Annotated in this window: 19 protein-coding genes; 10 read left to right on the top strand and 9 right to left on the bottom strand. The window is 68.2% G+C overall.

Annotation, left to right across the window (positions count from 1 at the left end; genetic code table 11):
- Position 1 precedes the first annotated feature (1 nt).
- The 3 genes from BTO20_RS09445 to BTO20_RS09435 are packed head-to-tail and all read right to left on the bottom strand — an operon-like array spanning position 2 to position 3,156.
- Entirely contained in the window at positions 2 to 1,279 is a 1,278-nt protein-coding gene (locus tag BTO20_RS09445) for a GAF domain-containing protein (RefSeq protein WP_087075289.1), read from the bottom strand.
- Positions 1,280 to 1,324: 45 nt separating this feature from the next.
- Complete coding sequence (locus tag BTO20_RS09440) at positions 1,325 to 2,104, bottom strand: acetoin reductase (protein ID WP_087075287.1); 780 nt, start codon at positions 2,102 to 2,104, stop codon at positions 1,325 to 1,327.
- Entirely contained in the window at positions 2,101 to 3,156 is a 1,056-nt protein-coding gene (locus BTO20_RS09435; protein WP_087075285.1) for a 2,3-butanediol dehydrogenase, read from the bottom strand. Before BTO20_RS09435 ends, BTO20_RS09440 begins: the two co-directional genes overlap by 4 nt.
- 152 nt (positions 3,157 to 3,308) lie before the next feature.
- On the opposite strand from BTO20_RS09435, the gene BTO20_RS09430 reads away from it, so the two are divergent.
- The 3 genes from BTO20_RS09430 to BTO20_RS09420 all read left to right on the top strand — a co-directional run bounded on the left by BTO20_RS09430 (position 3,309) and on the right by BTO20_RS09420 (position 6,716).
- Entirely contained in the window at positions 3,309 to 5,138 is a 1,830-nt protein-coding gene (locus BTO20_RS09430; RefSeq protein ID WP_087075283.1) for a flavin-containing monooxygenase, read from the top strand.
- Positions 5,139 to 5,213: 75 nt separating this feature from the next.
- Positions 5,214 to 5,702 (top strand): DNA-deoxyinosine glycosylase, encoded by a 489-nt coding sequence (locus BTO20_RS09425; RefSeq protein ID WP_087075281.1) that lies wholly within the window; start codon positions 5,214 to 5,216, stop codon positions 5,700 to 5,702.
- A gap of 111 nt (positions 5,703 to 5,813) precedes the next feature.
- On the top strand, positions 5,814 to 6,716 hold the full coding sequence (locus BTO20_RS09420) for a sensor domain-containing protein (RefSeq protein ID WP_087075279.1): 903 nt from the start codon (positions 5,814 to 5,816) through the stop codon (positions 6,714 to 6,716).
- An 11-nt stretch (positions 6,717 to 6,727) separates the two neighbouring features.
- Here the strand turns inward: BTO20_RS09420 and BTO20_RS09415 are convergent, their stop codons facing one another.
- Positions 6,728 to 6,991 carry a ribosomal protein L7/L12 gene (locus tag BTO20_RS09415; protein WP_087075277.1) on the bottom strand — a complete coding sequence of 88 codons (264 nt, stop codon included), beginning with the start codon at positions 6,989 to 6,991 and terminating at the stop codon, positions 6,728 to 6,730.
- Positions 6,992 to 7,056: 65 nt separating this feature from the next.
- Between BTO20_RS09415 and BTO20_RS09410 the strand changes: the two genes are divergently transcribed.
- Complete coding sequence (locus BTO20_RS09410; RefSeq protein WP_087075275.1) at positions 7,057 to 8,463, top strand: HNH endonuclease signature motif containing protein; 1,407 nt, start codon at positions 7,057 to 7,059, stop codon at positions 8,461 to 8,463.
- A gap of 19 nt (positions 8,464 to 8,482) precedes the next feature.
- On the opposite strand, the gene BTO20_RS09405 is transcribed toward BTO20_RS09410, so the two are convergent.
- Entirely contained in the window at positions 8,483 to 9,319 is an 837-nt protein-coding gene (locus tag BTO20_RS09405; RefSeq protein ID WP_087075273.1) for an AraC family transcriptional regulator, read from the bottom strand.
- Between the two features lie 27 nt (positions 9,320 to 9,346).
- Between BTO20_RS09405 and BTO20_RS09400 the strand changes: the two genes are divergently transcribed.
- The gene (locus tag BTO20_RS09400; protein ID WP_087075271.1) at positions 9,347 to 9,814 is read left to right on the top strand and encodes a VOC family protein; all 468 of its coding nucleotides are present in this window, start codon (positions 9,347 to 9,349) and stop codon (positions 9,812 to 9,814) included.
- A 6-nt stretch (positions 9,815 to 9,820) separates the two neighbouring features.
- On the opposite strand, the gene mbtM is transcribed toward BTO20_RS09400, so the two are convergent.
- Positions 9,821 to 11,398, bottom strand: coding sequence for a long-chain-fatty acid--ACP ligase MbtM (gene mbtM / locus BTO20_RS09395; RefSeq protein WP_087075269.1), 1,578 nt, complete (start codon positions 11,396 to 11,398; stop codon positions 9,821 to 9,823).
- A gap of 176 nt (positions 11,399 to 11,574) precedes the next feature.
- Here mbtM and BTO20_RS09390 point away from each other — a divergent pair, with 176 nt between their 5' ends.
- Positions 11,575 to 12,012, top strand: a complete 438-nt coding sequence (locus BTO20_RS09390; protein WP_087075267.1) for an HIT family protein — start codon at positions 11,575 to 11,577, stop codon at positions 12,010 to 12,012.
- A 3-nt stretch (positions 12,013 to 12,015) separates the two neighbouring features.
- Here BTO20_RS09390 and BTO20_RS09385 read toward each other — a convergent pair whose 3' ends face one another.
- Both BTO20_RS09385 and BTO20_RS09380 read right to left on the bottom strand, forming a co-directional pair.
- Positions 12,016 to 13,065, bottom strand: coding sequence for an LLM class flavin-dependent oxidoreductase (locus BTO20_RS09385; protein ID WP_087075265.1), 1,050 nt, complete (start codon positions 13,063 to 13,065; stop codon positions 12,016 to 12,018).
- 13 nt (positions 13,066 to 13,078) lie between these two features.
- The gene (locus BTO20_RS09380; RefSeq protein WP_198344311.1) at positions 13,079 to 13,927 is read right to left on the bottom strand and encodes a uracil-DNA glycosylase; all 849 of its coding nucleotides are present in this window, start codon (positions 13,925 to 13,927) and stop codon (positions 13,079 to 13,081) included.
- Between the two features lie 42 nt (positions 13,928 to 13,969).
- Between BTO20_RS09380 and BTO20_RS09375 the strand changes: the two genes are divergently transcribed.
- Both BTO20_RS09375 and BTO20_RS09370 read left to right on the top strand, forming a co-directional pair.
- Positions 13,970 to 15,217: an MFS transporter gene (locus tag BTO20_RS09375; RefSeq protein WP_087075262.1), complete on the top strand. Its 1,248-nt coding sequence runs from the start codon at positions 13,970 to 13,972 to the stop codon at positions 15,215 to 15,217.
- Positions 15,202 to 16,557, top strand: a complete 1,356-nt coding sequence (locus BTO20_RS09370) for an FAD-binding oxidoreductase (protein WP_087075260.1) — start codon at positions 15,202 to 15,204, stop codon at positions 16,555 to 16,557. The genes BTO20_RS09375 and BTO20_RS09370 overlap by 16 nt, the downstream gene beginning before the upstream one ends.
- Before the next feature lie 3 nt (positions 16,558 to 16,560).
- Here the strand turns inward: BTO20_RS09370 and BTO20_RS09365 are convergent, their stop codons facing one another.
- On the bottom strand, positions 16,561 to 17,433 hold the full coding sequence (locus tag BTO20_RS09365; RefSeq protein WP_087075258.1) for a rhomboid family intramembrane serine protease: 873 nt from the start codon (positions 17,431 to 17,433) through the stop codon (positions 16,561 to 16,563).
- Between the two features lie 81 nt (positions 17,434 to 17,514).
- Here BTO20_RS09365 and BTO20_RS09360 point away from each other — a divergent pair, with 81 nt between their 5' ends.
- Both BTO20_RS09360 and BTO20_RS09355 read left to right on the top strand, forming a co-directional pair.
- Entirely contained in the window at positions 17,515 to 18,762 is a 1,248-nt protein-coding gene (locus BTO20_RS09360) for a cytochrome P450 (RefSeq protein WP_087075256.1), read from the top strand.
- Positions 18,762 to 19,340 carry a TetR/AcrR family transcriptional regulator gene (locus tag BTO20_RS09355; protein WP_087081864.1) on the top strand — a complete coding sequence of 193 codons (579 nt, stop codon included), beginning with the start codon at positions 18,762 to 18,764 and terminating at the stop codon, positions 19,338 to 19,340. Before BTO20_RS09360 ends, BTO20_RS09355 begins: the two co-directional genes overlap by 1 nt.
- Position 19,341: the final 1 nt, after the last annotated feature.

Below are 19,341 nucleotides of genomic sequence, written 5' to 3'. Positions count from 1 at the left end.
GTCAGGGGATGGCGCGAACCGCTCGCACCGCCGGGGCCGTCGATGCGGTCAGCAACGTCGTCATGTCCTGCGGATAGCGCACGTCGACCAGCACCGAATCGGCGAACCGATACGGCTTACCCGACAACAGGCCCACGAACTGCTTACGCAACCGGGACATCTCGGCGCGCACCGTCACCACACGGGAGCCGTCACCGTAGAGGTCCGCGGCCAGCTCCTGCGCTGACCGGCCCTGCCGACACGTGGCCAGCACCAGAAGGATCTCGGCGTGCCGGCTGGAGATCCCGCGGCGCCAGCTGCCGAACTGCCCCACCATCTCCAGGGAGGGTTCGCCGTCGCGCAGATCGAGGGTGACCCGTGCCGGCGCCGGGGCCGGTTCGGCGTCGTCGGCCACGCGGACCAGCCAGCCACCCGGCAGTGACTCCACGTCGCACATACCGAGCGGCGGAATCCACACCCGACCCGGCAGCCCCTCTTCGGGCAACAGCACCCGATTGTGCAGCGGCAGGGAATCCACCGCGGCCACCCATCCGTCGGTGTCGACGGCCAGCGCCGGGCTGCGCATCCGGGCCAGGATCGGGGCCGACACCGTGCGCAGTCGGTTGAGGGTGCGCTCATGCACCTCGCGCAGTTGGGACTCGGCCAGCCGGGCGACCAGGTCGACCAGCGCCACGGTGGTCGGGTGCACGGTGGGGGCCGGTCCGGACACGTCGACGATTCCGATCACCTGACCGGTACGCGGGTCTCGGATCGGCGCACCGGCGCACGTCCACGGGTGGTGGCTGCGCAGGAAGTGCTCGGCCGAGAAGATCTGCACCGCCGAATGCGAGACGAGCGCCGTGCCAATCCCATTGGTGCCCACCGCATTTTCGCTCCAGCACGCCCCTTCGATGAAGCCGAGACGGTCGGCGAGGGCGAGCACCCGAGGTGAGCCCGACCGCCACAGCACACGGCCGCGGGCGTCGGCGATCACCAGGATGTTGTCGCCCTCCTGAATCACCGATTCGAGCCCACGCGTGACGTCACCGAGCACCCCGACCAGCCCGGACGACTGGCGCAGCAGCTCCAAGCCGGTCTCGATGCGGGGCGGGTTGTGCTCATCGGGATTGATTCCCTTGGCCCGCAACCGGTTCCAGGAGTCCTCGATGATCGAGCGGGGCCGGGCCGGCGCCCGGTCCCCCGACATCGTGGCGTCGTAGACCGCCGTCAGCAGCCGCGCGTAACGACGCGGGTCCTCACCGGGAGCGACCGCGGGCTCGGGTATCGACGATCCGGACATCGCCTGCAATTGTGCTCCCCGTCACATCAACGCGCTACGACGGCCCTACCGATAGACCAGTCCGCCGTCGATGAGGCCCGCCTGCCCGGTCATGTAATCGGCGTCGGGCCCGGCCAGGTACGCCACGAACCCGGCGACATCCTCGGGAGTTTCCGGCCGCCCCAGGGCGATGCCGCCCGCGTACTTCTGGAACGTCTCCCCCTCCGCCGCACCCGTGAGCTCGGCGAATTTCTTGTCGATCTCCACCCACATGTCGGTGCCGACGATGCCCGGGCAGTACGCGTTCACCGTGATCCCTGCCGACGCGTACTCCTTGGCGGCCGCCTGCGTGAGGCCCCGCACCGCGAACTTGGAGGCGCTGTAGACGCCGAGCATCGCGAAGCCGTCGTGACCGGCGATCGACGAGGCGTTGATGATCTTTCCCGGCCGGCCCAACTCGATGAACTTGGCCGCGGCGGCCTGGATGCCCCACAGCACACCGTCGACATTGATGGACCACACCCGCGCCACGTCGGCGGGCGTGACGTCGGCGATCGGGCCGACCAGCGCGATGCCTGCGTTGTTGACCATCACATCGAATCCACCGAGCGCGGTGGCGGCGTGGTCGACCGCCGCGTACACCGCGTCGCGGTCACTCACGTCGGCGACGAATGTCGTTGCCTTCGTGCCGATTTCGGTCACCTCGTCGGCCACCGCGGTGATGCTGTCCGGTACCACGTCGACCAAGGCGATGTCGGCGCCTTCGCGCGCCAGCCGCAACGCGATGCCCCGGCCGATGCCGCGTCCCGCTCCGGTGACCAGTGCCACCTTTCCCTGCAACGTCATGCTGATTCTCCACTCGGGTCGACGAGCACCTTCATCTTCTTACCGGCGTGCAGGGCTTCGAACCCCTCGTCGATGACATCGTCGATGACGATGGGCGTGACCCAGCCTTTCGTGTCGTACACCCCGTGCGCCATCAGATCGATGACGGCTTCGAAGTCCGCCGAGGTGTAGCACAGCGATCCCTGGATGCGAGATTCGTTCATCACGAGGTTGAGCAGCGGCGTGGTCAGCGGCTTCTCGTAGATGGCGACGCTGATCGTCGGCTTGCGCGCACCCACGCACGCGGTGGCGGCCGCGATCGCCGGCTCCACACCCGCGGCGTCGAAGGCCGCGTCGGCGCCCCGCCCGTCGGTGTGATCGGCGACGAAGGCAGGCACGTCGGTGGTCGTCGGGTCCAGGGTTTTGGCGCCGAGCGCCTCGATGGCGGCCCGCCGGGTCGGCGACGGTTCGGCGACGAACACCGATTCCAGGCCCTTGCCGCGCAATGCGAACCACAGCCCGATGCCGATCGGCCCGGCGCCGAAGACCACCGCGGTGTGCAGCGGACCGACCGCACCGAGGGTGGCCGCGTGATAGGCCACCGACATCGGCTCCACGAGCGCACCCAACTCCAGTGACACGTTGTCGGGCAGGCGGTGCAGCATGTTGACGGGGACCACGGTGTACTCGGCCATCCCGCCGTCGGACATCAAGCCGTGGAAGCCGATCTGCTGACAAATGTTGTAGTTCCCCGCCCGGCACGGGCTGCAGTGCCCGCACCGGTAGATCGGCTCGATGGCCACCCGGTCGCCCGGCGCGTAGTCGGTGACACCCGGGCCGACCTCGGTGATGGTCCCGGAGAACTCGTGACCCATGGTCAGGGGCAGCTGCTGCCCGGTCAGCGGATGCGGTTCGGTTGGCACGAAGATCGGCCCCGCATAGTATTCATGCAGGTCAGTGCCGCAGATGCCGTTGAAGCCGACCTTGATCTTGACGGTCCCTTCGGTCGGTCGAGGCTCGGGCACATCGGCGATCTCGACCTTGTTCGGTCCGTAATACACGGCTGCTTTCATGGTGGACGTTTCTAGGCCAGCAGGCCCGTGCGCCGTAAGGGTTGCAACAGGTTGCGTTCCGTTTGGCGCCCATTTGCGCATGCAACCGTCGACCCTGCTGCAACCCCGTGCAACCCTTGTCGCGCTCGTTGCCACCGTGTGGGCTGACTCACATGACACAGACCACCGCCGCACCGCTGGCCACACTGTCCCCGCAGGAACGGGTTGACGCGTGGCTGGCGGACTTCGAGTCCGCACTGGCCGACCGGGACATCAACCGGGTCGTCGGGAAGTTCGCCACCGACAGCTTCTGGCGCGACCTCGTCGCATTCACCTGGAACCTCAAGACGGTCGAAGGTCATGACGGCATCTCCGGCATGCTGACCGAGCGCCTGCACGACACCGATCCATCCGGGTTCCGGACTGCTGAGACCCCGACCGAGGACCTCGACGGCGAACACGTCATCACATCGGCGTTCATCGAGTTCGAGACCGCCGCCGGCCGCGGGAAGGGGCATCTGCGGCTGCGCGACGACAAGGGCTGGACTCTGCTGACCACCCTGCAGGAACTCAAGGGCCACGAGGAGCGCAAGGGAGCCACCCGGGTGCTCGGCGCCGTGCACGGTTCCGACCCGGACCGGCGGTCGTGGGCCGAGAAGCGCCTCGACGAGGACCTGACGCTCGGCTACAGCGAGCAGCCCTACATCGTGGTGATCGGTGGCGGCCAGGGCGGCATCGCGTTGGGCGCCCGGCTACGCCAACTCGGCGTGCCCGCCATCGTCGTCGACCAGCACGAACGCCCGGGCGACCAGTGGCGCAAGCGCTACAAGTCGCTGTGCCTGCACGATCCGGTGTGGTATGACCACCTGCCGTACCTGCCGTTCCCGGCCAACTGGCCGGTGTTCGCGCCGAAGGACAAGATCGGCGACTGGCTCGAGTTCTACACGCGCGTCATGGAGGTCCCGTACTGGAGCTCGACGACGTGCCTCTCGGCCTCCTACGACGAAGCCGAAAAGCGCTGGACGGTCGAGGTGAACCGCAACGGCGAACCCGTGACGCTGCGGCCAACACATCTCGTGCTGGCCACAGGCATGTCGGGCAAGCCCAGTATCCCGACGCTGCCCGGGCAGGAAGTGTTCCGTGGCGATCAGCACCACTCCAGCCACCACCCCGGCCCCGACCAGTACGTCGGCAAGCGCGCCGTGGTGATCGGGTCCAACAACTCCGCGCACGACATCTGCAAGGCGCTCTACGAGAACGACGTGGACGTCACCATGGTGCAGCGCAGCTCGACGCACATCGTCAAGTCCGAATCGCTGATGGATCTGGGCCTGGGCGACCTCTACTCGGAGCGGGCTGTCGCCGCGGGCATGACGACGGAGAAGGCCGACCTGACCTTCGCGTCCCTGCCCTACCGCATCATGGCTGACTTCCAGCGCCCGATCTACGACGCAATCCGGCGGCGCGACAAGGACTTCTACGCACGTCTCGAGGCTGCCGGTTTCGAGTTGGACTTCGGTGACGACGACTCGGGACTCTTCATGAAGTACCTGCGCCGCGGCTCGGGCTACTACATCGACGTGGGCGCATCGGACCTGATCGCCGACGGCAGCGTCAAGCTGGCCCACGGCCAGGTCGACCGCCTGACCGAGGACTCGGTGATCCTGGCCGACGGCACCGAACTGCCCGCCGATGTCGTCGTCTACGCCACCGGGTTCGGCTCGATGAACGGCTGGGCCGCCGACCTCATCGGCCAGGACGTCGCTGACAAGGTGGGCAAGGTCTGGGGTCTGGGTTCGGACACGCTCAAGGATCCCGGGCCGTGGGAGGGCGAGCAGCGCAACATGTGGAAGCCCACCCAGCAGGAGAATCTCTGGTTCCACGGCGGCAATCTGCACCAGTCGCGGCACTACTCGTTGTATCTGGCGTTGCAGCTCAAGGCCCGTTATGAAGGGCTGGCGACGCCGGTGTACGGACTGCAGGAGGTCCATCACCTGAGCTGAGACCACACGACATGGCGCCCCGAACGTGAATTCCCCACTCCGTTCGGGGCGCCCGCGTGTGGTTGAGTGCCTCTGGTGAGTGAGCTGCTGCACGGGCTGGCACCGATCGTCGGCGGACGGCCGCGCGTGCTCATCCTGGGAAACATGCCGAGCGTCATGTCGCTGGCCGCCGGCCAGTACTACGGCAATCCGCGAAATGCCTTCTGGCGGATCACCGCCGACGTGCTCGGATTCGATGCGACCGCGTCCTATGACGAGCGGGTGTGCGCACTGGTAAAGCACGGGATCGCCATGTGGGATGTCCTGCGATCCTGCCGCCGGGTGGGCAGCCTCGATTCCGCCGTGGAGCGAAACAGCATGGTGCCCAACGACTTCGGGACGTTCTTCGACGCTCACCGCGAGATCGTTCGAGTGGTGTTCAACGGCGCGGCTGCCGAGACCAACTACCGCCGCCTGGTGGCCGTGGAGACTGCGCCGCCCAGCGTGCGGCTGCCGTCCACCAGCCCCGCACACACCATGGCCTATACCGACAAACTGGCCGCGTGGCGAACAGCCCTGCAGTGACAGATTCCCGTCGGGCGTGCGCAGGTTGACCCATTACGCTTCAGCTACCGGGGGGCGATCAAGGCGCGTTGTCCGCCGCCACCAGCTCCCTCAGGCTCCGAAGGAACCACGATGACGTTTCCGCCAGCAGACCCCTGGCCGTCCGCCCAGAACTGGGGTTCACCGCAGCCGATGCCCGGCCAGCCCTGGGCGCCCAGCGGCGGTTACGGCGCTCCGCCGCCTCCGCCCGCTCCGCCGCGCCGCAGCCGCTCGCGCCTGATCATCACCGTTCTCGGCGTGGTGTTCGTGGTCGTGATGTTGATCGTCGCGTTGGTGTTGTGGTTGCTCGGCGGCTCCGACGAGGAGCGGATCGTCAAAGAGTCCGCGCTGGCCGGCGTGCTGCTGACCAAGGCCGAGGCCGGCACCGTCCTGGGTACCGCACCGTTGGTCGCCGACACCGATTACGGTGGGGACGTCGAAAGCTCCTGGGACACCAGCGAACCCGATCCGTGCAACTTCGTCCTCGGCGCCGAGCGCGAGCATGCCGGCAGCGGATCGACCGCGGTGCGCCGACAGAACCTCAAGTCAACCGATTCCGATGCCGACCAGGGCAAGGATTTCAGCCTCACGCAGGCTGTCGTCGCGTTTCCCGATGCGGACACCGCGCAGAAGTTCGTCTCGAGCACCAAGGACAAATGGCAGCAGTGCGTCGGCAAGACGTTCCAGGTGACCATGACGGGCGACACTCCTCCCACGGTCGACTCCTGGCGCAACGGCGATGTCTCCGACACCGACGGCGTCGTGTTGTGGTCGATCGCCAAGCTCGGCTCCGACGCAGGCGGCTGGACGTGCCATGACGGGCTGACCGCGCGGGACAACGTGGTGGTCGAGGTCGGCCTGTGCGACGACAAGTCCGATCCGCAGTTCGTCGGGCAGCTCACCTCGAAGATCGGCGACAAGATCGACAAGGCCGCGCAGACCCAGCGGTCTTCACACCGTCACTTCCACTGGTTCCACCACTCCAGGCGGCACTGAGCCCCGGCCGATCAGGCCAATCGGTCGACGATGTCCTTGGCTTCCTTGAGGCCAAGGCCGGTCTCGTCGCGGAGCAGCTTGATGGCCGCGATCTTGTTGCCCTGCAAGGCCAATTGGCGCACCATCGGGCTGGCCATCAGCTCGCCGGGCTGAGCGGGCGTCGGCACCACGGGTCGGCCCGCGGCCGAGGCCGCGCGCTCCAGGAACGCGACCCGCCGTTCCAGGTCCTCGATGCGGCGCCGCAGATCGTCGTCGGAGCTTCCGAACAATGCCATCGGGCAAGTGTGACACGGGATATGGGCGCCGAGAGTTGTCGGTGGCCGGTGGCATAATCGAACACATGTTCGACCTCGCTGACCCGGACCTGATCGACGGGTTGAGCGATGCGGGGCGCGCCGAGGCCGCGGCGATCGCCCGACGCCTGGCCCTGATCGGCGAACTCGACGCCCGCCGCGAACGCGAACTGGCCGAAACCATCTTCTGGCGCACCGACCCCTTCGAAGAGGTCGCCGCAGAAGTATCGGCGGCGTTGGCCATCAGCCGGGCCCGCGCCGGTGCCCAGATCCGGTACGCACGGGCATTACGCGACCAGCTACCGCAGGTCGCCGCAGTGTTCGCTGCCGGGGCCATCGACTACCGAGTGGTGCGCACCATCATCGCCCGCACCGCCACCGTCGACACCGCGGTGTTCCCCGTGTTGGATGCCGCGCTGGCCCGCCACGCGTCTAAATGGATGCGCCTGTCCGACCAGAAACTGCAGGACCGCGTCGATCAGTGGGTGGCCAAATACGACCCCAACGGCGTCCGGGTACCGCCCAGTGCCGAGGAGTCGCGCCACATCACCGTCGAGCCGACCACCCCCGGCGAGGCGGTGGTGTGGGGCACCGTCGACGCCGTCGACGCCGCCTCCTTCGATCAGCGCCTCGACGCCCTGGCCGCCACCGTGTGCGCCAACGACCCCCGCACCCACCAACAACGCCGCTCCGACGCCCTGGGACCACTGTCGCGACTGGAATCCCAATTGCCGTGCCGCTGCGGCACCGCGGACTGCCCGGCCGCGGCCACCCGGGCTGCCGCCGACGCCGCCGTCGTGCACGTGCTGGCCGAACAGGCCACCGTCGACGGCACCTCCGATGCGCCGGGCTATCTGCCCGGCTTCGGCATCCAACCCGCCGAGTCGGTGCGGGAACTGGCCGCCGCCGGGCGCACCACACCCGTTACTGTGCCCACCGAAACCCCGGGATACCGCCCGACGGCCGCGCTGCGCGACTTCATCCGCTGGCGCGATCTGACCTGCCGCTGGCCCGGTTGTGAGGCCCCCGCAGCGGCCACCGACATCGACCACACCGTGCCCTACCCCTACGGCGCGACCCACCCGTCGAACCTCAAGCTGTACTGCCGCCACCACCATCTGGTCAAAACCTTCTGCCCCGGCTGGTCTGATCGTCAATTGCCCGATGGCACCGTGCTGCTCACCGCCCCCACCGGGCACACCTACCGCACCGAACCCCACGGCGCGGCCCTGTTCCCCGCCCTGGCCCACCCCACCGGGGACATCACCACGGCCACCCCGGCCGAGCCCAGCGCCTATCGGGCATTGATGATGCCCAAACGCACCCGCACCCGCGACCACGACCGCCGCGACCGCATCGCCGCCGAACGCCGCCACCGCGCCGACCTCAACACCGAACAACAACGCCAACACCGAGCCTGGCTCGCCGCCAACTACCAACCACCACCCTTCTGAGCGCAGTGGTCATACAACGTCAGCCACCAAACCGGCCGGCGTACTCCCCGGGCGTCCAGCCCAGCATGGCGCGGAAATCGTTGCTGAAATGCGCCTGGTCATACCAGCCAAGACGGACGGCCAGATCGGCGAAGTCGACACCGGGCATGCTTTCGATCTCCAGCGCCGCCTGCTGCAGGCGATAGCGGCACAGCACCCATTTGACGGGCACGCCGACATACCGCCGGAACACCCGCTGCGTCGTGCGGGTACTCCACGGCGCATGGGTCATCACCTGTTCCACGCGGTGCAGCGTCGCATCTTCGCGCATGCGGTCGAGCAATGGTGTCAATGCCCGGTAGGTCGCGTCAGGCTCGCCGGCAAAGGCTCCGATCGCCGTGTCCAGCGCGGCGCCTGCGGCAGTCACGTCGTCGTCGAGAACTATTGGCGCCCCGAACAATTCGTCATCCACCGGCACAACTCTCCCTGTCATGTCACCGGCGTCCCTGCCGAACCGCGCGGTGAAACCGCCGGGGTGGAATCGGGCGCCCACCACGGAGCCCCGCCCGCTGATCGTGGTGCGGAAGACCTGGGGCACCACACCGTGCACCAAGGTGTTGGGCAACGAAACCCCGTGGCGGGCATCGTCGTCGCCCCATTCTCGGGTGATGTGCATGGCCGGAAAGGTGATGACGGTGCTCTCGAACGGTCCGTCGGCGCGCCGGTCCCAGCTCACCGACCAGAAGTGCTCGACGAACCGGGCGGCGTCCGGCGACGGCGCCCAGCGGTGCAGATCGAACACCGAGCCGGTACCGGCCCGGCCGACGACGCCGCGCACCGGCGCGTTCGGTTCTGACGCGTTTCTCCAAGCACCCATCGAACCCAGGCTACGAAACTGGAGGACATGACTGTGAAACCGATTCCCGACGGCTACACGAGCCTCACCCCGTTCCTGTGCCTGGACGGCGCCGCGGACGCCATCGACTTCTACGTCTCGGTGTTCGGCGCCACACTGGTGAGCAGGATGGACGGCCCCGACGGCACCGTCGCGCATGCTGAACTGGACTTCGGCAACGGCCGTCTGCAACTGGGCGATCCGCAGGACGCCTATCAAATTGCCGCGCCGGACAAGAATGCCTTTGCGACCGGTTCGATCGCCTTGTACTGCGCCGACGCCGACGCGGTGACCGAGCGTGCCGTGGCGGCCGGGGCCGTCATCCGCGAGCCCATCCAAACCTTCGTCACCGGCGATCGATTCGCGTCGATCATCGACCCGTTCGGTCAACGCTGGAGCGTGATGACCCGCGTCGAAGACGTCTCACCGGAGGAACAGGAACGCCGCCTCAACGATTGGGCGGCCGCCAACAGCTGACGCCTGCTACACCCAGTCGGCGACCAGGGTCCGTTTGACCTCGAAACGCCGCAGCTTGCCCGACGACGTGCGGGGCAGCGCACCGGGTTTGACGAACACGACATCGGCGGGCACCACACCGCAGCCGGAGGCCACCTGCTGGATCACCCGCGTGCGGGCACCCGCCTCGTCGGGCCCGCGGAACTCGGCGGCGATCACCAGGCTGGGACGGATCGAGCCTTCCCCGACCCCGACGGCCACCACCGCACCCTCCCGGACGCCGGGCACCTGGGCGGCGACCTGTTCGACCTCGGCGGGAAACACGTTGCGGCCGGCCACGGTGATGATCTCCTTGGCCCGGCCGCACACAACCAGGCCACCGTCGATGAAGTAGCCCAGATCGCCTGTGTGGAACCATTCCTCGGCGCCCAGCGGTTCGCCGCCGAGGTAACCCGACATCATCGATGTGCCCCGGATGACGACCTCACCGACCTCGCGGTCGGTGACTTCCACTGCGGCGTGGTCGTGGGGCTCGATGCGTACTTCCATGCCGGCGACCGGCCCGCCCAACACCACGTGCCGACGCGGCGAGGTCCCGGCGTCGGTGCGAAACACCGTCTCGTCCACCAGCATTCCGACTCCTGGGGCGGGAACCGTTACCGCACAGGTGGATTCGGCCAAACCGTAGGACGGCGCCAAGGCATTGGCCGAGAATCCGAACCGGGACATCTCCGCCGCGAACCGCTCGGTCAGCTCGCAGTCGACGGGCTCTCCGCCGTTGAGGGCGAAGCGAAGTGAGGACAAGTCGATACCGGTGACCCGGCGCGCGTACTTGCCGATCATCCCGTATGCCATGTTCGGCGCGGCGGTGCAGGTGGCCCGGCTCTCGGTGAGCCAGTTCAGCCAGCGGAACGGCGACGACTGGAACGCCGAGGTCGGCGCCTGCCAGACCTCCACGCCGGCCACCGCGCCCGACATCAGAAAACTCAGACCCATGTCGTGATAGAGCGGCAGCCACGAACATCCCACTGTGTCGGCGGTGACGCCGGTCCGCTCATTGATGCCAGTCAGGTTGGCCAGCATCGCCGCGGGGGGAATCTGCACAGTCCGTGGTAAACCCGTCGACCCCGCGGTGCCCTGTAGGACCGCGACCGGGGCGTCTGCGTCCGGCGCGACGAAGGGCGTGGACCGCTGGGCATGCGCCACCCCGACGAGATCGATGACCGGCGAGGTGTCGGCGACCTCGGTCAAGCGTTCCAGATAGCTGCCTTGGCTCAGGACTCGTTGCACGCCGATGCCACCGAACCGATTCAACGTGTTGCGGGCCCACTGCGCGGCTTCGGCCCCGCGAACCGGCCCCGGCAAGATCGACACCGCTGCCCCGGCAAGGAACGAGCCGATGATCGCCGACACCAATTCCGCAGTGGGTTCACCCACCAGCCCGACGCGCGTCACACCGTCGTCGAGCAACCGCTCGGCCGTGTTCTGAGCGCGAACGAGAATCTCAGGCCACGGATAACGCGTCCACACGCCATCCTCGAGCAGCGCCAGATTCGCGGCGCTGGCGCCCAGTCGGACCGTCAAAGTCGCAGCCAAAGGATTCATCGGGCAACCTCCACGTGAGCGACAACATCATTGCTGGACCTCCGATGCCGCGCACATTTGACGCCCCCGCAGGCCATACGGTGAAGGTACTCGCCCTTTGCCGAAAAGTGGCCCTTCCGATGGGCGGTGAACCGGACGTCTTCGGCTGCCCTTTCGGCCGCGGATAACGTGGCGGTATGTCATGCGTGTTCTGTGCCATCGTCGCCGGTGAGGCTCCGGCCGTCCGTATCTACGAAGCCGACGACTATCTCGGCATCCTCGACATCCGTCCGTTCACGCCCGGCCACACCCTGGTGATCCCGAAGAAGCACACGGTCGACCTGACCGACACGCCACCGGAGACCCTCGCCGGGATGGCCGTCGTCGGGCAGCGCATCGCCCGGGCCGCGCGCGAATCCGGGCTTCACGCCGACGGCACCAACGTCGCCATCAATGACGGCAAGGCGGCCTTCCAGAGCGTGTTCCACATCCATCTGCACGTGGTGCCGCGGCACGACGGAGACAAGCTGGCGTTCGCCAAAGGCATGCTGCTGCGCCGGGACCCCGATCGCGAGGGGTCGGCCCGCCTGCTGCGTGCGGCGTTGGCGCAACTCGACGAGTCTGCGCAGGAATGACGGCTAGAAAAGCTCTTTCGCCAGCAGTTCCAGTGTCGTGTCGCGGGCCGTCGCAGTTGCCGGATCGGCGCCTCGTCGCGCCGACGCGACGGGGTTGACCATCACCTCGTCGACCCCGAACTCCTCGGCCAGGGCCCGCACCTGGTCGGCGGCCTCGGTCGGCGATCCCACGACGGCGCGGCGCAGGCCCGACGCCACCACGGCCTGGGCCTGTGGGGTCATCGTGGTGGCCTCGGCGTCCTCCACCAGATCGAGCGGGCCAAGCGGCTGCCCGGTGCGCAGCCTGCCCATCATCTGCAACTGGGGCAGCAGCAGAGCCTTTGCCTCATCGGTGGTTTCGGCGACCACGGCGTTGACGGTCAGGAACGTCAGCGGTTCGGGGAGGAGTTCGCTGGGCTGGAATTCGTCGCGGTAGATCTCCAGTGCCTCGGCTGTGCCCTGCCCGGAGAAGTGGTGGGCGAACACGTACGGCAATCCTTTGGCGGCGGCCAGGTGCGCGGAGTACATCGAAGACCCCAGCAGCCACATCCGGGGTTCACTGGCCGCGGCGGGCGTCGCCTTGAGGATGTAGTTCTCGCGCAGCAGGTCCCGCGGCAACGGCACCCGCACCCCGCGGGTGCCCATGAGGGCCATCACGTCGTCGAGGTATTGCGGGAACGCCTCGATATCGCGATCGTCGCGGCCTGCGGCGCCACGCAGGGCCAGCGACGTGACGGGATCGGAGCCGGGCGCGCGACCGATGCCGAGGTCGATGCGGCCGGGATGGGCGGCCTCGAGCAGCGCGAATTGTTCGGCCACGGCCAGCGGTGCATGGTTGGGCAGCATCACCCCGCCCGAGCCCAGCCGCAGCTGAGACGTGTGGGCTGCCAAATGCGCGATCAACACCGGCGGACTGGTGGCCGCCACCGCCGCCATGTTGTGGTGTTCGGCGACCCAGTAGCGGGTGTAGCCGAGCCGGTCGGCGGTCTGCGCGAGGTGCGTCGTGGCGGTCAGGGCATCGGCAGTGGTCTGATCGGTGCGCACCGGGACGAGGTCGAGGACAGAAAGCCGCATGACAGCGTCAACGTCATGGCCGGTCGGGTTCGTTCCCGACGGCGATGCGGCGCGCGGTGACGAAGATGTCGTCGAGCATCGTCGCGGTGAGCCGGCCGGTGAAGGTGTTCTGTTGGCTCGGGTGGAAGCAGCCCAGCAGCGTCACCTCGCCGTAGGCACCGGTCAGGGCGGCGGTGACGCCGTGGCCGAACTTGGGCGCCGGGCGCTGCGGCGAGCCGATCATGTCCAACGCCGAACGCCAGGCGAAGCCGCCGAGCGCGACGATCACGCGCACGCTCTCGCCGACCAGTCGCCATTCGGCGTCCAGCCATGGCGCGCACGTGGCGCGCTCGGCGGGCGTGGGGGCGTTACCGGGTGGGGCGCAGCGGACGGCGGCGGCCATCCGGGTGTCGATCAGGCGCAGGCCGTCGGCGGCGTCGACAGAGTGTTCCTGGCTGGCCAGGCCGACCCGGTGCAGTGCAGCGAACAGGAAGTCCCCGGACCGGTCGCCGGTGAAGACCCGCCCGGTCCGGTTGGCGCCGTGTGCGGCTGGAGCCAGCCCCACGATCAGGATGCGCGGATGTTCCGAACCGAGCCCGGTCGCGGGTCTCCCCCAATACGGCTGATCGGCGAACGACTTTCGTTTGACCGCGGCGACCTCTTCGCGCCACGCCACCAGGCGTGGGCAGGCCCGGCACACCGAAACCCGCGCGTCGAGTTCCGCGACGGAGTCGGCGCCGGCGGCCAGGCGCCGTACGCGCGGCGCGGTTCGGGCCACCGGCGTGTCCGGGTCGGCGGGATCGCCGGGCCAGCCCGCGCCGGGCGGCACCGGTGAGTCGAAGAGGTTCCCGGTCCTGGGATGAGGCAGTTGAGCCCGCTGCACCCGTCCACTGTGCCCCACGGTGTTAGATTCGCCGCGATAGCCATGACCGAGACCAAGCGCGGCCCGCTGCTGTTGATCCTGTTCGCCGCCTTGATGGCAGGCGCGGGCAACGGCATCTCGATGGTGGCATTTCCCTGGTTGGTGTTGCAGCGCAACGGATCTGCGCTCGAAGCCGCGATCGTCGCGATGGCTGCGACGCTGCCGCTGCTGGCCGCAACACTGATCGCGGGGGCGGCCGTGGACTACCTCGGCCGGCGGCGCGTGTCGATGCTCTCCGATGTGCTCTCGGGGCTCTCGGTCGCGACGGTGCCGGTGCTGGCCCTGGTGTTCGGCGTGCAGGTGATCAACGTCGTGGTGCTGGCCGTGCTGGCGGCCTTCGGCGCGTTCTTCGACCCGGCAGGCATGACCGCGCGCCAGACCATGCTGCCCGAGGCCGCCGAGCAGGCCGGCTGGAGCCTGGACCGCGCCAACAGCGTGTACGAGGCCGCGTTCAACCTGGCCTACATCGTCGGCCCCGGCATCGGTGGCCTGCTCATCGCCGCGATCGGCGGCATCAACACCATGTGGGTGACAGCCGCGACGTTCGCCTGCTCGCTGGCGGCCATTGCGGTACTGCGGCTGGAGGGCGCGGGCGTGCCCGATCGGGAGGCGCTACCCGACGGGGTCTGGGCGGGCATCGTCGAAGGCCTGCGATTCGTCTGGCACACACCGGTGCTGCGCACGCTGGCAATCATCGACCTGGTCGCAACCGGGTTGTACATGCCGATGGAGAGCGTGCTGTTCCCCAAGTACTTCACCGACCGCAACGAGCCCGCCCAGCTGGGCTGGGTGTTGATGGCCATGAGCATCGGCGGGTTGGTGGGCGCGCTCGGGTACGCCGTGGTGTCGAAATATCTGAGTCGCCGCGCCACCATGCTCACCGCCGTGATCACGCTCGGCGTGGCGATGACGGTGGTGGCGTTCCTGCCGCCCCTGCCGCTGATCCTGACGATGTGCGCGATCGTGGGCCTGGTCTACGGGCCGATCGCGCCGATCGCCAACTACGTCATGCAGACCAGGTCACCGCAGCATCTGCGCGGCCGGGTGGTCGGGGTGATGGGTTCACTGGCCTACGCCGCGGGTCCGGTGGGCCTGGTGGTCGCCGGTCCGATGGCCGACAGGGCCGGACTGCACGCGACGTTCCTGGCTCTGGCTCTGCCGATGCTGCTGCTCGGCGTGGTTGCGGTCTTCCTGCCTGCCCTGCGGCAATTGGATCGCTCGTATAGGATCGCCATGTGCTGTCTGAGCTGATCTCCGCCCTTCCCGCAGGAGTCGTCGTCACCGACCCGGACATCCTGGCCTCCTACCGGCAGGATCGCGCCGCCGATCCGGGCGCGGGCACTCCCCTGGCCGTGGTGCGACCGACCCGCACCGAGGAGGTCCAGCAGGTGCTGCGATGGGCCACCGAGCACAAGGTGGCAGTGGTGCCCCGCGGGGCAGGCACCGGCCTGTCGGGCGGAGCGACCGCGCTCAACGGCGGCATCGTCCTGTCGACCGAGAAGATGCGCGATATCACCGTCGACACGGTCACCCGCACCGCGGTCGTGCAACCGGGCCTGCTCAACGCTGAGGTGAAGAAAGCCGTTGCCGCCCACGGGCTCTGGTACCCGCCCGACCCGTCGTCGTTCGAGATCTGCAGCATCGGCGGCAATGTCGCCACCAACGCCGGCGGGCTGTGCTGCGTCAAGTACGGCGTCACCACCGACTACGTGCTGGGCCTGCAGGTGGTCCTGGCCGACGGCACCGCGGTGCGCCTCGGTGGCCCGCGCCTGAAAGACGTTGCGGGCCTGAGCTTGACGAAGTTGTTCGTCGGCAGCGAGGGCACCCTCGGCGTGGTGACGGAGGTGACGCTGCGACTGCTGCCGCCGCAACACTCGCCGTGCACGGTGGTGGCCACGTTCGATTCGGTGGAGGCCGCCGCAGGTGCGGTCGTGAAGATCACCGGCAAGATCCGGCCGTCGATGCTGGAATTCATGGATTCCACGGCCATCAACGCCGTCGAGGACAAGCTGAAGATGGGCCTGGACCGCACGGCCGCCGCCATGATGGTGGCCGCCTCCGACGACCGGGGCGCCGCAGGCGCCGAGGACGTCGCGTTCATGGCCGAGGTCTTCACCGAATGCGGTGCCACCGAGGTATTTTCGACGTCCGATCCCGACGAGGGCGAGGCGTTCGTGGCGGCCCGCCGGTTCGCGATCCCAGCCGTGGAAGCCAAGGGCTCACTGCTGCTGGAGGATGTCGGGGTGCCGCTGCCCGCGCTCGCCGAGCTGGTGGGCGGCGTGGCCAAGATCGCCGAGCAGCGCGATCTGCTGATCTCGGTGATCGCACACGCCGGTGACGGCAACACCCATCCGCTGATCGTGTTCGACCCGACCAACCCCGACATGACGCGGCGGGCCGGGCAGGCGTTCGGCGAGATCATGGACCTGGCAGTCGGTTTGGGCGGCACCATCACCGGCGAACACGGCGTCGGCCGGCTCAAGCGGCCGTGGCTGGCCGGTCAGATCGGCCCCGACGCGATGGCCCTCAACCACCGCATCAAGCAGGCACTCGACCCGGACAACATCCTCAATCCGGGTGCGGCCATCTAGATCTCAGGTCATCCCGAACGACGTCAGCAGCTGGTTGGTGCGCCACGCGATCAGCGCCACGAATATGAGCACTGCGCCGACCGACACCCCGGCCTGGATCGCATTACGATGCGCGCGCGGGGCATACACGAAGGCCGCAGCCACCGCGGCGCCGGTGATCAGCCCACCGACGTGGCCCTGCCAGCTGATCGCGCCGGTCCCCAGCGCCGGGCCGACGAACGTGAACACCAGGTTGATGACGATGACCGCCGCGACCCAGCGCACATCGAGCCGCAGCCGCCGCGCGACCACGAAGATCGCGCCGAACAACCCGAAGATCGCACCCGAGGCCCCTGCCGTGGCGGATTGCAGTGGCGACAACAGATATACGAGCACCGAACCGCCCAAACCGCTCAGCGCATAGAGCGCGCCGAAACGCAGTCTGCCCAGCCACGCCTCCAGCGGCGGCCCGACCACGTAGAGCGCCCACATGTTGAACAACAGATGGGTTATGCCGTAATGCAGGAAGGCAGAGGTGACCAGCCGGTAGTACTGGTCGTGGATGGCGACGCCCGGCGACCACAGGGTCAGTTCGCCCTCCAGGTTCTTCGAGGTCATCTGCAGCACGAACATCAGCACGTTGACCGCGATGAGTCCATAGGTGAGCACGGGAGTGCCGTTGCTCAGCTTCCCGCCGAACTGGGTGCGTGGTGCGCGCACGGATTTGGCGCCCTCGTTGACGCATTCCACGCACTGGTGACCGACAGCGGCCGAGCGCATGCACTCCGGGCAGATGTAGCGCTGGCAACGTGTGCACTGCACGTAGGTCTGGCGGTCGGGATGCCGGTAACACGTCGGCGTCGCGGCAGGTGACTGCGGCGTGTTGGGGATGCTCACGGCGCCGAGCCTAGTCGGCACCGGCGAACGTCCGGCGATCTGCTATTGACACATACTGATGGACTGTCGTACGAATAAGACATGACAGCTCCTCTGTCTCAATTGTCCGAGTCTCCGGCCCGCTTCGAACTTGCCAACGCCGACACCTGGGCGAGCCCGTGGGCGATGTATGCCGCCCTGCGCGAACACGATCCAGTCCACCATGTGGTGCCCGCCGACCGACCCGATCAGGACTACTACGTGTTGTCCCGGCACGCCGACATCTGGGCGGCCGCGCGCGATCACGAGACCTTCTCGTCGGCCCAAGGCCTGACCGTCACGTACGGCGACATGGAGCTGATCGGGCTGGCCGAGAATCCGCCGTTCGTCATGCAGGACCCGCCCGTGCACACCGAGTTCCGCAAGCTGGTCTCGCGCGGCTTCACCCCGCGGCAGGTCGAGGCCGTCGAACCGAAGGTGCGGGAGTTCGTCGTATCCCGACTGGAAGAGCTGCGCGCCAACGGCGGCGGCGACATTGTCACCGAATTGTTCAAACCGCTACCGTCGATGGTCGTCGCGCACTATCTCGGGGTGCCCGAAGTCGACCGGGCCCAATTCGACGGCTGGACCGAAGCAATCGTCGCCGCCAACACCTCGCCCGACGGGATCGCCGGCGCGTTGGGCAGCGCCACCGATGCCGTCACGGCGATGGCGGGCTACTTCGCCGAGCTGATCGAGCGTCGCCGCGTCGAGCCGGCCGACGACACCATCTCGCATCTGGTAGCGGCCGGGGTGGGCGCCGACGGGGAAATCTCGGGCGTGCTGTCGATCCTGGCGTTCACCTTCACCATGGTCACCGGCGGCAATGACACGACGACCGGAATGCTCGGTGGCGCAGTGCAATTGCTGCAGCAGCGACCCGATCAGCGACGGCTGCTGGCGCACGACCCGGAGCTGATACCCGAGGCGGTCGACGAGTTCCTGCGGCTGACCTCACCGGTGCAGGGACTGGCCCGCACCACCACCCGCGACGTCACCATCGGTGACACCACCATCCCTGCGGGCCGCAGGACCCTGCTGCTGTACGGGTCGGGCAACCGCGACGAACGCGAATTCGGACCAGACGCAGCAGAACTCGACATCCGACGCCATCCCCGCAACATCTTGACGTTCAGCCACGGCGCACATTTCTGCCTGGGCGCGGCTGCCGCCCGGATGCAGTCACGGGTGGCGCTGACCGAATTGCTCTCGCGCTGCCCGGATTTCGAGGTCGACCTCGATGCGGTGGTATGGGCAGGCGGCAGCTATGTGCGCCGCCCACTGTCGGTCCCGTTCCGAGCCGGCACATGATGGCCGGCGACTGGCTGGCCGCCCGCCGCTCCGAGGTGGCGGCCGACCGGATCCTCGACGCCGCCGACGAGCTGTTCACGCGGCAGGACGCCGCCACCGTGGGGATGCACGAGATCGCCACGGCCGCAGGCTGTTCCCGCGCGACGCTGTACCGCTACTTCGAAAACCGCGAGGCGCTGTACACGGCGTACGTGCATCGGGAGGCGCGTCGGCTCTACGAAGAACTGACCCGACAGGTCGCCGGGCTGAGCGACCCGACGCAACGGTTGATCGAGGGCGTGATGACCGGCCTGCGGGCCGTGCGCGACAGCCCGGCGCTGTCATCGTGGTTCGCGACGGCCTCGCCCCCGATCGGCGGCGAGATGGCCGAGCACTCCGAGGTGATCCGGGCTCTGGTCGAGGCGTTCGTGCGGTCACTGGGCGGCGGTGGCGACGGGATCGAGCGCCGCGCCCGCTGGCTGGTCAGGGTCATGGTCTCGCTGCTGGTCTTCCCCGGCCTCGACGAGGCCGACGAGCGGGCCATGCTGGCGGAATTCGTGGCGCCGCTCGTGGTGCCGGTGCACCAACCGGCGGACTGAG

It is taken from the genome of Mycobacterium dioxanotrophicus (assembly GCF_002157835.1).
GTDB classification, from domain to species: Bacteria; Actinomycetota; Actinomycetes; order Mycobacteriales; family Mycobacteriaceae; genus Mycobacterium; species Mycobacterium dioxanotrophicus.
The sequence above is the reverse complement of the archived record's forward strand: the minus strand, read 5'-3'. Positions and strand labels throughout refer to the sequence as shown.